We start from the raw sequence: 13,429 nt of genomic DNA, 5'->3' as shown, positions 1-13,429 counted from the left end.
GTCATCCCTCATAGGAGGAACCCGCTATGTACGATATCATAATAATTGGTGCAGGCCCGACAGGCTGTACTGCTGCACGGGAATTGACTTGTCATGGCTATAAAGTATTATTGGTTGAAAAATTTAAGATGCCAAGAAACAAATCTTGTTCAGGTATTCTTATTAAAAAGTCCATGGATTTGGTGAAACGATACTTTGACGAGGATACACCAGAGTTTACGATGTGTATGCCGAAGGATAATCGAGGTATGGTTTTTACCAACGACAAGGGTCAAGAGTACCGATTTGAACAGGAAGGATTAAACATATGGCGGAGTTCCTTTGATTATTGGTTGGCAACAAAAGCTACCGAAGCTGGTGCGGAATTGCGCGATGAAACAACTGCTCTATCATGTTTTGAACAAGAAAATTGTGTTGTTGTGAATTTGAAAGGCACTTCATTCTACTCTGAAAAAGCAAAGTTAGTTATTGTATGTGACGGTGTGGCAGGTTCTGTTAAGCGAAAACTTATTCATGCACCTCAAAATTATATCACCACTTATCAAACTTTCAACAAAGGTTCCGTCGAATTGGATCATCATTATTTTTATGCCTATTTGCAGCCCTACCTATCGGAATATGATGCGTGGTTTAATGTAAAAGATGATTATCTTATTTTCGGTGTGTCTGTTAAGGATACAAGTAAACTTGAACATTATTATTCCGAATTTATGGTTTATATGGAAAAACATCATAACGCAAAAATCGAAAAGCAAGAGAAAGCCGAAAAATGGCTTATACCACATATTCTGCCCAAATGTCCTGTACAATACGGAAAAGGGAAAGTGCTGTTTGCAGGTGAAACCGCAGGATTTCTTAACCCTATGGGCGAGGGTATTTCAGCCGCAATGGAAAGTGGGCGTGCGGCTTCATAGAACAATGCATTTCATAAAAATAGCCCCGAGGCCTGCACAGTGGCAGGCTGAGGCTAAAAAAAGGGAGACAAAGTGAGTGTACCGGCAAAACGCAACTGGCCTTACACCGGATGCGTCTTCTCTTCTTCATTGTAGAGGGTGGTTTCAATCTGATACTTCTTCGACCAGCGGTCTTTGAAGAAGTTCATGGCAATCTGGGGGAAGAGGGCATAAGAGAGCACGTCTTCAGGCTGCTCTTCGTATTCTTTCATTTCTTCCCGTATTTTTGCCAGCTGTGGCGGAATGTCGTCTGCAGGCCGGTGGGTGATGACGGCTTCGCTGCCAATGATCTTTTGGATCATGGCGGGGTCGATTTCTTTGGCGGGTTTTCCGTAGAGGCCCTTGACGTAGTCTTTGACTTCTTTGGGGACCATTTTATACCGTTCGCCGGCCAGTACGTTGAAGAGGGCCTGGGTGCCCACGATTTGGCTGGTGGGGGTGACCAGGGGTGGATAGCCCAGTTCTTCTCTGACCCGGGGCACTTCTGCCAGTACTTCGTCCATTTTTTCCATCTTCTTCTGTTCTTTCAACTGGGAAATGAAGTTGGACAGCATGCCGCCGGGGATTTGGTTAATGAGGGTGCGGGTGTCGACGCTCATGACTTTCAGGTCGATGAGGCCTTCATTGAAGTATTTTTCCCGCAGGGGCCGGAAGTACTGGGCGATTTCGTCCAGGTGTACCAGGTCCATGTGGGTGTCGTACTGGGTGCCCTGCAGGGCGGCCACCAGGGGTTCGGCGGCGGGCTGGGAGGTTCCCAGGGCCATGGGGGAGATGGCGGTGTCGACGATGTCGGCGCCGGCTTCGATGGCTTTGATGTAGGTCATGCTTCCCAGGCCGCAGGTGTCGTGGGTGTGTACCTGGATGGGCAGGTCAACGGTCTTTTTCAGGGCTGACACCAGTTCGTAGGCGACGTAGGGGGGCAGGATGCCGGACATGTCTTTGATGCAGATGGAATCGGCTCCCATCTGGGCCATGGCTTTGGCCTGCTCCAGGTAGTAGGTGGTGTTGTGTACGGGGCTGATGGTGTAGGAGATGCAGCACTGGGCGTGACCGCCTTCTTTGTTGATGGCTTTGACGGCGGTTTCCAGGTTGCGCACGTCGTTGAGGGCGTCGAAAACGCGGATGATGTCAATGCCATTGCCGATGGCCCGTTTGACGAATTCTTCCACCACGTCGTCGGCATAGTGTTTGTATCCCAGAATGTTCTGACCTCGCAGCAGCATTTGCAGTTTGGTGTTTTTAATGGCTTTTCGGATGATGCGCAGTCGTTCCCAGGGGTCTTCGTTCAGGTAACGCAGGCAGGAGTCAAAGGTGGCTCCGCCCCACATTTCAAGGGAGTGGTAGCCGGCTGCGTCCATTTTTTCTGCGATGGGCAGCATCACGTCTGTTGGCATTCGGGTGGCCATTAATGACTGGTGGGCGTCCCGATAGGTTGTATCTGTTAGTTTTACCTGTCCCATTGTTGTACCTCCTTTTTTATCCGCTGCTGTTTATCGCTGGTGCCTGTCTGGCACCATTTTTTCTTTTGGAATGGGGCCGTTTTCCATGATCCAGAGGGCAATGGTCATGGCCAGCAGGTCTGCCGACCCGCCGGGGCTGATGCGCCGCGTTTCGAAAAAGCGGCTTACCCGCTCCATGGCCTGTTGGCCGCGTTCAGTCTGAATACCTCCCAGTCCAATCACTTCTGAAGCTGTTGACTTCACCAGGTTCAGGCCTTCCAGCCCTGCCCGTGCCAGCACAGTGGTGTCTTCCACCACGGTCATAAGGTGCAGCAGGGTGTGCACCATGGCGGTTTTAAGGGAAAACAGCCGCAGGGCTTCGCTGAATACGGGCAACCCTGTCTGGCGCACGGCGGGCAGCCCTGCTTCCACTTCTCCCCGAACGCCGGTGATGCCGGCCTGCCGGTACCAGTATTCGCCCTGGGTAAGGGTTTCTTTTTTTGGTAAGGGGGCGTTCTCTAGTTCACGCTGAACCAGCCCCCGGCACATTTCTTTTATTTCACGGCAAACTGCCGTTGCTTTCACATAGGGGGTATTTTCAAAAGCGCTTTCATGGTCTTTTTGCATGGCGACGCCTGCCGCTGCGGCGGTGATGCCTCCCAGAAAGATCATGCCCTTGTGGGTATTCACGCCACCGGTGGCTTCCAGCATGGCCTTTTCTGCCTGCAGCCCCAGGGGGCGCAATTTTAAAAGCAGGTTTTCTCCGGGGGGCTCCTGGTATCCCACACGGGTGCAGGCTTGTATGTAAGCGGCGATGGCGGCTGTGCTGAGCATAAAGCTGTAGTGGTTCATGTCTTCATGGGCACCCATTGAAAAAGGGCTGACCAACCCAGGAGAGGGGTGGCAGGCGACTTCCAGCAGAATTCCCGAAAGGAGGCTGCGACCGATGATTTCGGCCGGTTCGCACTGGTTGATGGGTGCCGTCAGATTGTCCATGATCTCAGTCCTTCTTCAATGATGGTTTCCACTGCCTTCATCAGTTCTTCCAGGGAGTGGGCCCGGTTCAAATAACATTCAATGGCCGGTTTTTCGCAGATCAGACAGCTGCGGGCCGGTTTACCCAGCTGTTTTCGGGAGACTGGGTTTCCTGCCAGGTCAATCACATCAATATCAAACAGCCTGCCCAGGGGATGCCGTTCTTCAATGGTGGTGGTAATCACCTTGACCGCCAGGGGGCCCATGCCCACTGCCATGAAGGTCTCCGGCCCCCACAGGCCTTCCCGGGAGGTGTGATGTTTTTCAACTGATTCCAGCACCTCCAAGGCCCGGCGGGCTTCATGCCACACCTGTTGCCAGCGGTCATAGCGTCGGTAGCCTCCCGGCAGGTTCAGTGTTAAAGAAATGACGGTGCTGCCATACACCCTGAGAAGCCGGTGCTGGCGGGCGGCCCGTCGTTCCTTTGCTGTCATTATTTGGTTGATCTGTTTTTCAAGTTTGGTATCCATCTTTTTATTCTACCACTTTTTTGATGGTGTCGATGATGGTACCGTCACGATATTCCACCAGGCCGATCACTTCATCGGTGACCACCGGTTTGGTGGGTTTTCCGGTGACTTTTTCGGCTCTTTCTTTCAGTTCATGGATCTCGACGGTTTTCAGCCCATTTTCACGGAACCGGTCTTTGAGATCTGTGCGGGCCGGATTCACTGCCACCCCGTACTCGGTCACCAGCACGTCAATGGATTCTCCCGGTGTGACCACCGTGGTGACCTGATCGACCACGATGGGCAGCCGGCCTCTGAAGAGGGGCGCCACCACAATGGCCAGCTTTGAGCCGGCGGCAGTGTCACAGTGGCCTCCGGAAGCGCCCATGATGATTCCGTTTGACCCGGTGATGACGTTCACATTGAACTGCACGTCTATTTCAGTGGCGCTGAGCACCATCACATCCAATTGATGGGCCACACACCCCTTGTTATGGGGGTTGGCGTAATAGGAAGCTGACATTTCCATATGGTTGGGGTTTTTTCGGATGGATTCAATGGCTTTCAGGTCAAAACACTGCACATCCATGAGGGTTCTGAACAGCCCTTCTTCCAGCATGTCCACCAGATAGCCGTTGATGCCCCCGGAGGCGAAACTGCCCTTGATGTTGTTTTCCCGCATATGTTGTCTTAAAAAGTGGGCCACTGCCAGGGATGACCCGCCGGTGCCTGCCTGAAAGGAGAAATCCTGCTGAACCAGCCCTGATGCCAAAATTGCTTCGTTGGCTTTTTCGGCAATGAGAAGTTCCATGGGATTTCGGGTGATGCGGGTGGCTCCCGAGACGATGCCCTGGGGATCACCAATGCCTTCGGCCACCACCACATAGTCCACCAGGGTTTGGGGAATGCTCACGGGACAGGCGGGGTAGGGGATGAGGTAGTCGGTGACCACCACCGTATGGGTGGCACAGGTGGCATCGGCTATGGCATACCCCAGAGAACCGCAGGCGTTGGGGCCTTCCACCCCGTTCACGTTGCCAAAGGCATCGGCGGCAGGTGCTCCGATGATGGCAATGTCAATTTTGGTGTCACCAGACTCAATGGCTCGGGGGCGTCCCCCGTGGGAACGGATGATGATGGGGGTTTTCAGCAGGTTTTCTGTTGACAGCACCCGGGCAATTTCTCCCCGAATCCCGCTGGTCTGAATGCCGGTGATAACACCGCTGCGAATATGGGGAATCAGTTTTTCATGGATGGATTGCAGTGAACTGGGGGCAATGGTGATATCCCGCACTCCCATGGCGGCCACTTCGTCCATGACCATGTTCACCAGGTGATCCCCGTTTCTGAAATGATGATGAAAGGACAGGGTCATACCGTCTGCCAGACCACAGTTTTCAAGCGCCTGACGAATGGTTTCTGTCATCTTGGACTGTCCCGGTTTGTGCCAGGCCGCCCGGGGAGTCATGTTCATCGGACCGGGTGTATGGGCAAAGGCACCTTTAAACGGTGTCAGATCACCCATTCCTTTGATGTGTGTTGGAATGGCTCTTCCAACAGCATTTAGTACCATTTTTGTCATGCTTCCCCACCTCCCGGTAACAAATTGGCGCCCTTGGCCAGGTCGAGCACACGCTGTGCTTTCAGAACCACGGGGCTGTCCACCATTTTGCCGTCCACCACAATCACCCCTGACCCATTGGCTTCTGCCGCATGCATGGCATTGATAATGCGCTGGGCATGAATGATCTCATCATTCGCAGGTGTGAAGATACGGTGGACCGTTTTAATCTGACTGGGATGTATAACGGATTTTCCCGAGAATCCCAGTTGTTTCGCCATGCTCACTTCTCTGTCAAACCCTTCTTCATCTCCAAGGGCTGTGAAGACCGTATCAATGGCGTCAATCCCGGCGGCTCTGGCGGCCAGCACCACATGGGACCGTGCCCAGAAAAGCTCTTCTCCGGTTTGGCTTCTTTCGGTGGTCATGCTGCGGGTAAAATCTTCTGCTCCAAAGGATATTCCGATGAGCCGCGGACTGGCTGTGGCAATGGCGGGTGCATTGATCACACCCTTAGCGGTCTCGATGGCTCCCAGAATTTTCAGTTCTCCCCGGGGTAATTCATGCTCTTTTTCCAAGGCTGTCAGCAGCTGATCCAACCGCAGAATATCTTCCGGCGATTCTGTCATGGGCAGCCGGAAGTTTTGTAACCCTGCCGGCACCAGCCGCCGGACGTCTTTCTCTCCAAAAGGGGTGTAGAGGGGATTGATTCTGGCGAAGACTTCACAGTTTCCAAAATCGATGGCTTTCAGTGCTTCCACCAGCAGGTTTCGGGCACTGTCTTTTTCTTTCAGGGAAATGGCGTCTTCCAGATCAAAAATAATGCAATCCGGTTGAAATACCGGCGCTTCAAACATCATGCCGGGATGATCGGCGGGAACAAAAAGCATGGTTCTTCTTAACTGTTTCATAGGGCCTCCCCTCCCCGGGCACGGTTAACGGCGGTGATGACTCTGGCCCGGATGGCGAAATCCAATGCGCCCTTGTCGATGATTCGTATGGTGCCACCTGCCACTCCCAGGTTTTTCAGTGTGGTGGTGACCGTATGCATCAGCTGGCTGCCGAATTGGGCTTTCACAATGCTTTCCAACTCAATTTCCAGCGGTTTTTCTTCATTCAGCTCCACCGTTACCAGCACATCGTTGGATTCAAGTGTACCGGCCTTGCCGAATGGTGCTTTCTTCATGGTGATTCCTCCTCTGACTCAAGACCCCCACAACCAGTCATGCACTGTGCGAATCCTGTTGCATCTGTTCGCTGCCCGCTTTGCTCACCTGTCACCTTCTCTGTGAGCTTAACTGGCAACTTCACTTTCTTTCTGCATCTGTCTGGCACGAAGCTTGCTTTGAACCACCGGATACAGCAGTGACAGAATGGTGAGGGCAATGAGCACCATGGCAACGGAGGATTTGAAGAAAATGGCAGGACTGCCATTGGAAATGGTCAGGGCCTGACGAAAAGACTGTTCCATTTTATTGCCGACGATGACAGCCAGAATCAGTGGTGCTGTGGGGATGCCGGCTTTGTGCATGAAATATCCCACCAGACCGAAGATAACCAGAATGTAAAAGCTGATGACGGTATGAGCGATGGCGTAGGTGCCGACAAAGGCCAGCGCCATGACCACGGGGTACAGAATGCGGGGCGGAATGGCCAGCAGACGCACCAGCACACCTGCCAGGGGGATGTTGATAACGGCGAGAATGATATTGCCAATGAACATACTGGCGATGAGTCCCCAGGCAACCTCCGGATGCTGTTGAAACAGCATGGGGCCTGGTTGAAGTCCCAGCATCAGAAGCGCACCCATCATAACGGCGGTGGTTCCGGAACCGGGAATACCCAGCGTCATCATGGGAATCAATGCGCCCACAGATGCGGCGTTGTTGGCGGCTTCAGGTGCTGCCAGACCCACAATGTCACCTTTTCCAAAGTTATCAGGGTTTTTTGACAGCTGTTTTTCATTGTTGTAGGCCATGAGAGATGCCATGGTGGCTCCGGCTCCCGGCAATGCGCCCACAAAAAAACCAATGGGGGTGCTGCGCAGGATGGGTTTCCATGATTTTTTCCAGTCGTCTTTGGTAATCCAGATTTTACCGAACTTTGTCTGCATTTTTTTCTTGCCTTCTTTGATGACCTGGAAGGTACCAAAGACTTCACCCAACGCATACATGGCAATGATGACCACCAGAAAATCAATGCCGCCCTGCAGTTCCATGATACCGAAGGTGAACCGCTGCACCCCTGACTGAGCGTCAATGCCCACGGTGGCTACCATCAGCCCCACCAATAGGGAAATGAAGCCCTTCATCAGGTTCCCTTTGGACATGGAGGCGGTGGCTGACAAGGCGAACACCATGAGCAGAAAGTATTCTGCCGGCCCAAACCGCAGGCCAAACCGGGCCACGGGCTGTGCCACAAAAACCATGATAATGGCGGCGATAATCCCTCCTATGAAGGAGGCAATGGCCGACATGGCCAGGGCAGCCTCGGCCCGCCCGTTCTGAGCCATGGGGTATCCGTCAAAGGTGGCGGCGATGGCGGCTCCATCACCCGGTGTGTTGATCAAAATGGAACTTCTGGAACCGCCGAACATGGCACCGTAGTAAACGCCGCACATGGTAATCAGGGCAGCGGTGGGGCCCATGGTATACGTGAGGGGTAACAGCACTGCCACGCCTGTGGCCGGGCCAAGGCCGGGGAGCATTCCAATGATGGTGCCCAGTAATCCGCCGATGGTGACCCACATTAAGTTGGCCGGCGTTAGTGCCACACCAAATCCTTCAATCAAATGCTGTAAGGCTTCCATTTATATAACCTCCCGTCAAAATCCAATGAAGGGCATTCTTGGCAGAATCAGCCCCAATAGTTTGGAGAAAAGAATGTACACACTCAAACTGAATACAATGGCCACTGCCAGGTTGGTTTTCCAGCGGGCCACACCATTAATGGCAAACAGCATGGAACCCAGAAAGAAAATCGTTGAAAAGACGTATCCGATTCGATGGAATAATAAGGCATAAATAATAGCAACCACGCAGGTGAAGGTAATGATTTTGGCCGAATAGGTCACTGTGGGTTTTTGTCCCTTCATGGCTCCAAAGCCGGCAAACTCACCAACACGCACCGACCGGATAATTTGAAGCGTCCCAAACAGAATCATCAAGCTACCCAGTCCCAGGGGAAACACCAGGGGTGCCAAGGGTTTACCAATGGCCGCCCGGGGCAGCATGTATGCCTGTACTGTATAAATAATACCGATCATCACCGAAACAACGCCTGATAATGCAGAATAATTCACCCGATTCACCTCTCAATCTGATTCTTTAATAGCGGGAGAGCTGCCTGTCAGCAGCCCTCCCTGATATGCAATTACTCAGCCAGCATACCAATTTCATCCAAAATCATTTTGTAGGATTCATTGGCAATTTCAAGGAATGATTTAAATCCGGCGGCATCCAGGTAGGCATCATCCCACCCATTGGAGACCAAAGCAGCCTGCCATTCGTCGGTGGTCACCATTTCTGCCAGCACTTCTGACCAGTAGTCTACTGCGTAACCGGGCATTTCCGGTGGTCCAAACAGGCCGCGCCAGTTTTCAAAGGTGGCGTTGATACCTTCTTCAATGCATGTGGGGATTTCACCCATGACGCCGGTGCCCACACGGTGAGGGGCAGTTTGAGCCAATACCACCAGGTCGCCGCTTTCAATCAAACCACTTACCTGACTGAGACTGGTGGAAAGCAAGTCCACATGGCCGCCCATCAGCTGAGAGGCGGAAGAACCATCCTGGAAGGCAATGTAATCAATTTCTGACAAGTTTTCAACGCCCGCCTCTTTGGCAATGATCAAGAAGGCAATGTGGTCCATGCTGCCTGCTGCAGAAGTCCCGGCCACTTTCACGCTTTTGGGATCTGCCTTCAATGCTTCCATCACTTCATGAATGTTACTGTATTGCGAGTTTTGACCCACCATAAATGCTTGGTAGTCTGTAATGAGCCGTGCCAGGGGTGTGGTATTCTCGTAGCTCAGCTGTGTAGAGCCGTTGAGATTGATCAATAGTAGTGGTGGTGAGTAAACGGCAATATAATCGTCGCTGCCGGCTTTTTCCTGCATATAAGCCAGATTCACACCGCCACCGCCACCTTCACGATTGGTCACCGGCATGGGCACTTCAACAATTCCGGTTTCCTGAAGTATTCTGCCCACGGTACGAATGGTTAAATCCCAGCCGCCGCCAGCACCTGCCGGCGCAACAAATTCCATGGCTCTTGCAGGATAGTTGGATGGCGCTTCCGCCGGTGCTGATGATTGCCCTGATGCCGGTTCGGCTGGTTGACTCCCTGACTGTCCACCGCAACCGCTCAACACCATTGAGACCAACAGTAAAAAGATGACGCCTGTGAGTAACTTGTTTCTTAGAACACGTTTTTTCATGATTACCCTCCCATTTCTCTTATGTTTGTGAAATCATTCACCGATCCACCTTCATGTCGGGAACGATGGCCGACCTTTGTGGGTTGCTTCAGCATCTTTTGGGACTCACGTTGAGCTCACTTTGAGCTTACTTTTGACTCGCGTTGAGCTCACTTTAAGCTCACTCGGTTGTCTTTTGATTGCTGATGCGTTTGTTTTGGATCGTTATGCTGAATTGCACTCTTGAAAATACAATTTGTATACCTGTATACAATCGAACACGCATTAAGTTCCTGCCAACGTTTTCCTGAGACCCCTCATGGTACTGCCTGCTGCCCTTTTCAGGTCATCCAGCATCACCCCCTAATGGTGCCCCTGCGTAAAAACGCTTCCCGCGCTTTCTGGACGTGAATTCGCGCTTTTGCTTCGCCTTCTTCTGTCCTTCTTTCTTCAATGGCTTTGACAATTTCACGATGCTCTTGCAGGGCGTCTTCCTGTCTTTCAGTGCTTTCAAGGGATACGGTTCGCATGCTGGCAAGGTACTCGTGCAGATGTTTCACCATTCCTGAAAGTCTCTTGGACTGAGCGGCCTGTAAAATCTCATCATTAAACTCATGATGCAGTTCCATCAATTTTTCATAGGCATTCCCATGAATGGCTGTTTCCATTTGCTCGATGTATTTATGTAGGTTTTCCACCTCTGCCTCGCTGCGTCTTTCACAGGCCAGTCTGACAACCAGCCCCTCCAGCACTTCCCGAATGTTGTAAATATCCAGGGCATCTTCCCGGGTAATTCCCTGTACAACGGTTCCCCGCCGGGGCATGTGCACCACAAGACCTTCTGATTCCAGTTGACGAAGTGCTTCGCGCACCGGCGTGCGGCTGATATTCATTTTTTCGGCGATGGTATTTTCAACGAGACGTTCGCCTCGTTTCAGCCGCTGCTCCATAATGGCATTTCTTAAATTCTCATAGACGATATCGCGGATGGGCCTTAGATCAAAATCATCAATCAATCCCAGCTCAATATTCATTCTCTTAACTCCTATCTAAAAAAGATGGGTAAACCTTTTCCCTCATGTCGAAAACTTGATGGAAAGGCCTTTTCTTTTTGTCTGCGTACTGGTATACTCGTATACAATCATTATAGTCGAAACATTTACTAATTTCAATCCCTTTTTTGCGGCTTTTCTTTCATTTTTCTGTTTATTTTTTAGTACAATATTTATTTTTTAGTACAATAGATGTGTGTTTGTTTTTTGCTCATATTCGTTTTTGCTCATAAAAGAGAACTTTTAAGGAGGTTATTCGGTGAATCCTTACCAGTACCATGAAACCATCCTGCTTCCCGATGACACCGAGGCTCTTGCACCCATCATTTCTCTGGTGAAATCCCAGGGGCTGCATTTTGAAACCGATGTGGAACTCACCGTGGCCCTTTATGAAGGTACTTCACTGGTGGGGACGGGTTCACTCGCAGGTAATGTTTTCAAATGCCTGGCGGTTCGGTGCACCCATCAGGGAAAGGGAATTGCCGCTGCCATTGTTTCCCGTTTGATCAGTGAGGCCTTTGACCGGGGCCGCACCCATCTTTTTGTGTTCACGCCGTCCAACAACCGGGCCATGTTCAGTGAACTCGGTTTCTTTGAGGTCGTTACCGTTGCCCCCGGCGTCACACTGCTGGAGAACCGGCGGCATGGTCTTGCTGCCTACGTGGATCAGCTCAAACAAAATCAGTCTCTTCAGCCTCTTAAGAACTGCCAGAATCCTGATGCTGTCGACCTTCCTCCACCGGCATCTTCTGGAAGTAAAGAAGTTGATGCCATCGCAGCCATTGTGATGAATGCCAATCCTTTTACTTTGGGGCACCAGTATTTGGTGGAAACAGCCGCCAATGACTGCGACACCCTTCACCTTTTTGTGCTCTCAGAAGAACGGTCCAGTTTTCCGGCAGAAGTGCGTTATCAACTGGTAAAGGAAGGAACGGCTCATTTGAACAATGTGGTGGTTCACCGGGGTGGCCCTTACCTGATTTCATCAGCCACCTTTCCTTCTTACTTTATTAAAGATGCCTCTGCCGTGAATGAGATTCACTGCCGTCTGGATCTCACGCTGTTTGGCAGCCGTATTGCACCACCCCTGGGAATCTCAAAGCGGTTTATTGGAGAGGAACCCTACTGCCTCACCACCCGCCATTACAACGAAACCATGAAAAGCCTGTTGCCTGAAATGGGCATTGAAGTCGTTGAGATTCCCCGGTTGACCGATACCGATACCAACGGCTGGATCAGCGCTTCAAGGGTGCGCGCCGCTTTGCTGGAGAATCAGATTGACCTGATTTCTCAGATGGTACCGGCGAGCACGTTGACTTTTTTGCTGTCTGATGAAGGCAGGCATCTTGTTGACACGATGCAGAAAAAGATGCAAAAGAACCACCGCCATTAATGATCAGAAGGTGACAATATGAAAGAGCTGTTGATTTACCCGGCGTTGGCCGGTGTTGGTTATACCGGTTACCGGGCATTTAAAAGGGGAAGCATTCCGGCGGCAGCCATGCTGGGGTCTATGCTGCTGGTGGCTGTCACCCTGGGTTTTGGCGTCCCCTGGCCGGATCTGCCTTTATGGACTCGTCAGTTTTTTCAAATTATCATTGGCACCATGATTGGGTCCCGTTTTTCAAGGGAACTGCTTCGGGTGCTGAAAAAGCTAGTGGCTCCAGCCGTACTGGTGGCTGTCTGGATGGTGATGACCGGGCTTCTCAATGGTTATGTGCTGGCGCGGGTGAGTCCCCTCGACAGTGCCACCGCATTAATCAGTGCCACTCCCGGCGGCCTTGCTGAGATGACTATTTTAGCTTTTTCTTATCATATGGACGCTTCCAAGGTTGCTTTTTTTCACTCTCTGCGCATTATTCTGGTGTATGCCACCATTCCCATGACCATGAAATGGTTTCAGGCTCATCCGCCTGCTTTTCAGCGAGAGGATGCCTCGGCCACTCTCATTCATTTGAGCGACGCCCAGACGGCTCCGCTTCCCTGGTACAGCCTGCCCGTTCTTCGGGGCATTCTGCTGGGAATCGTTGGCGGTACACTTGGCTATTATCTGGGGCTTCCCGCCGGCGGTATGCTGGGAGCACTTTTGCTGATCGCGTCACTGCGAATTGCCGGTTTTCAGATGCCCGCACCGCCGCCTCAAATCGTCACTTTCGCACAAATCGGCATGGGGGTGGTGCTGGGGCTGACCTTTAATCAACCCTTCATGCACTATCTCAAGGCTCTTTGGCTGCCGCTGCTGGTCATTTCAGTAATGCAGCTGCTGAGTGGATTTTTGCTGGCCTATTTCATTCACCGTATTTTTCGGTGGGACTTACTCACCGCGCTGTGTGCCTGCTCCCCCGCCGGCCTGTCTCAAATGAGCGCCATCGCCCTTGAGCTGGATGCCGACCCTGTGAAAGTCAGCCTCATGCATTTGGTGCGCCTGCTGGCCATTGTGCTGGTGATTCCTTTTTTTCTTTCATATCAGTTTCTGTAAGGTGGCCAGTCAGTACCCCGCAGCACTTTTCAGTTTCGTCAAAAA

13 protein-coding genes are annotated in these 13,429 nt (G+C 51.7%); 3 read left to right on the top strand and 10 right to left on the bottom strand.

From position 1 onward, the window contains the following. The first annotated feature begins 26 nt into the window (after positions 1-26). The gene (locus tag QOL74_RS16025; protein WP_283410515.1) at positions 27-914 is read left to right on the top strand and encodes an NAD(P)/FAD-dependent oxidoreductase; all 888 of its coding nucleotides are present in this window, start codon (positions 27-29) and stop codon (positions 912-914) included. Positions 915-1,015: 101 nt separating this feature from the next. On the opposite strand, the gene QOL74_RS16020 is transcribed toward QOL74_RS16025, so the two are convergent. From QOL74_RS16020 to QOL74_RS15975, 10 genes are all read right to left on the bottom strand, one after another. Next, complete coding sequence (locus tag QOL74_RS16020; RefSeq protein WP_283408454.1) at positions 1,016-2,413, bottom strand: oxaloacetate decarboxylase subunit alpha; 1,398 nt, start codon at positions 2,411-2,413, stop codon at positions 1,016-1,018. A gap of 30 nt (positions 2,414-2,443) precedes the next feature. Continuing rightward, positions 2,444-3,388, bottom strand: coding sequence for a triphosphoribosyl-dephospho-CoA synthase (locus QOL74_RS16015; RefSeq protein WP_283410514.1), 945 nt, complete (start codon positions 3,386-3,388; stop codon positions 2,444-2,446). Then, on the bottom strand, positions 3,376-3,897 hold the full coding sequence (citX, locus tag QOL74_RS16010; protein WP_283410513.1) for a citrate lyase holo-[acyl-carrier protein] synthase: 522 nt from the start codon (positions 3,895-3,897) through the stop codon (positions 3,376-3,378). The genes QOL74_RS16015 and citX overlap by 13 nt, the downstream gene beginning before the upstream one ends. Positions 3,898-3,901: 4 nt before the next feature. Then, positions 3,902-5,458, bottom strand: coding sequence for a citrate lyase subunit alpha (gene citF, locus QOL74_RS16005; protein ID WP_346771761.1), 1,557 nt, complete (start codon positions 5,456-5,458; stop codon positions 3,902-3,904). Next, positions 5,455-6,348, bottom strand: a complete 894-nt coding sequence (locus QOL74_RS16000; RefSeq protein ID WP_283410512.1) for an aldolase/citrate lyase family protein — start codon at positions 6,346-6,348, stop codon at positions 5,455-5,457. Before QOL74_RS16000 ends, citF begins: the two co-directional genes overlap by 4 nt. Next, positions 6,345-6,623: a citrate lyase acyl carrier protein gene (citD, locus tag QOL74_RS15995; protein ID WP_283410511.1), complete on the bottom strand. Its 279-nt coding sequence runs from the start codon at positions 6,621-6,623 to the stop codon at positions 6,345-6,347. Before citD ends, QOL74_RS16000 begins: the two co-directional genes overlap by 4 nt. Before the next feature lie 108 nt (positions 6,624-6,731). Next, positions 6,732-8,246, bottom strand: coding sequence for a tripartite tricarboxylate transporter permease (locus tag QOL74_RS15990; RefSeq protein WP_283410510.1), 1,515 nt, complete (start codon positions 8,244-8,246; stop codon positions 6,732-6,734). Between the two features lie 15 nt (positions 8,247-8,261). Beyond that, complete coding sequence (locus tag QOL74_RS15985) at positions 8,262-8,738, bottom strand: tripartite tricarboxylate transporter TctB family protein (protein ID WP_283410509.1); 477 nt, start codon at positions 8,736-8,738, stop codon at positions 8,262-8,264. Positions 8,739-8,809: 71 nt separating this feature from the next. Beyond that, positions 8,810-9,874 (bottom strand): Bug family tripartite tricarboxylate transporter substrate binding protein, encoded by a 1,065-nt coding sequence (locus QOL74_RS15980; protein ID WP_283410508.1) that lies wholly within the window; start codon positions 9,872-9,874, stop codon positions 8,810-8,812. A 335-nt stretch (positions 9,875-10,209) separates the two neighbouring features. Continuing rightward, positions 10,210-10,887 (bottom strand): GntR family transcriptional regulator, encoded by a 678-nt coding sequence (locus QOL74_RS15975; RefSeq protein WP_283410507.1) that lies wholly within the window; start codon positions 10,885-10,887, stop codon positions 10,210-10,212. Between the two features lie 277 nt (positions 10,888-11,164). On the opposite strand from QOL74_RS15975, the gene QOL74_RS15970 reads away from it, so the two are divergent. Next, positions 11,165-12,298, top strand: a complete 1,134-nt coding sequence (locus QOL74_RS15970; RefSeq protein ID WP_283410506.1) for a [citrate (pro-3S)-lyase] ligase — start codon at positions 11,165-11,167, stop codon at positions 12,296-12,298. An 18-nt stretch (positions 12,299-12,316) separates the two neighbouring features. Continuing rightward, positions 12,317-13,384, top strand: a complete 1,068-nt coding sequence (locus QOL74_RS15965; protein ID WP_283410505.1) for an AbrB family transcriptional regulator — start codon at positions 12,317-12,319, stop codon at positions 13,382-13,384. The last annotated feature ends 45 nt before the right edge of the window (positions 13,385-13,429 follow it).

Origin of the sequence: Anoxynatronum buryatiense, assembly GCF_900182905.1 — a bacterium.
Lineage (GTDB): Bacteria > Bacillota > Clostridia > Peptostreptococcales > Tindalliaceae > Anoxynatronum > Anoxynatronum buryatiense.
The sequence above is the reverse complement of the archived record's forward strand: the minus strand, read 5'-3'. Positions and strand labels throughout refer to the sequence as shown.

Excerpts from the sequence above, each read along its gene's own strand:
- QOL74_RS16025 (WP_283410515.1), top strand. The coding sequence starts at position 27 with ATGTACGATATCATAATAATTGGTGCAGGCCCGACAGGCTGTACTGCT.
- QOL74_RS16020 (WP_283408454.1), bottom strand. The coding sequence starts at position 2,413 with ATGGGACAGGTAAAACTAACAGATACAACCTATCGGGACGCCCACCAG.
- QOL74_RS16015 (WP_283410514.1), bottom strand. The coding sequence starts at position 3,388 with ATGGACAATCTGACGGCACCCATCAACCAGTGCGAACCGGCCGAAATC.
- citX (WP_283410513.1), bottom strand. The coding sequence starts at position 3,897 with ATGGATACCAAACTTGAAAAACAGATCAACCAAATAATGACAGCAAAG.
- citF (WP_346771761.1), bottom strand. The coding sequence starts at position 5,458 with ATGACAAAAATGGTACTAAATGCTGTTGGAAGAGCCATTCCAACACAC.
- QOL74_RS16000 (WP_283410512.1), bottom strand. The coding sequence starts at position 6,348 with ATGAAACAGTTAAGAAGAACCATGCTTTTTGTTCCCGCCGATCATCCC.
- citD (WP_283410511.1), bottom strand. The coding sequence starts at position 6,623 with ATGAAGAAAGCACCATTCGGCAAGGCCGGTACACTTGAATCCAACGAT.
- QOL74_RS15990 (WP_283410510.1), bottom strand. The coding sequence starts at position 8,246 with ATGGAAGCCTTACAGCATTTGATTGAAGGATTTGGTGTGGCACTAACG.
- QOL74_RS15980 (WP_283410508.1), bottom strand. The coding sequence starts at position 9,874 with ATGAAAAAACGTGTTCTAAGAAACAAGTTACTCACAGGCGTCATCTTT.
- QOL74_RS15975 (WP_283410507.1), bottom strand. The coding sequence starts at position 10,887 with ATGAATATTGAGCTGGGATTGATTGATGATTTTGATCTAAGGCCCATC.
- QOL74_RS15965 (WP_283410505.1), top strand. The coding sequence starts at position 12,317 with ATGAAAGAGCTGTTGATTTACCCGGCGTTGGCCGGTGTTGGTTATACC.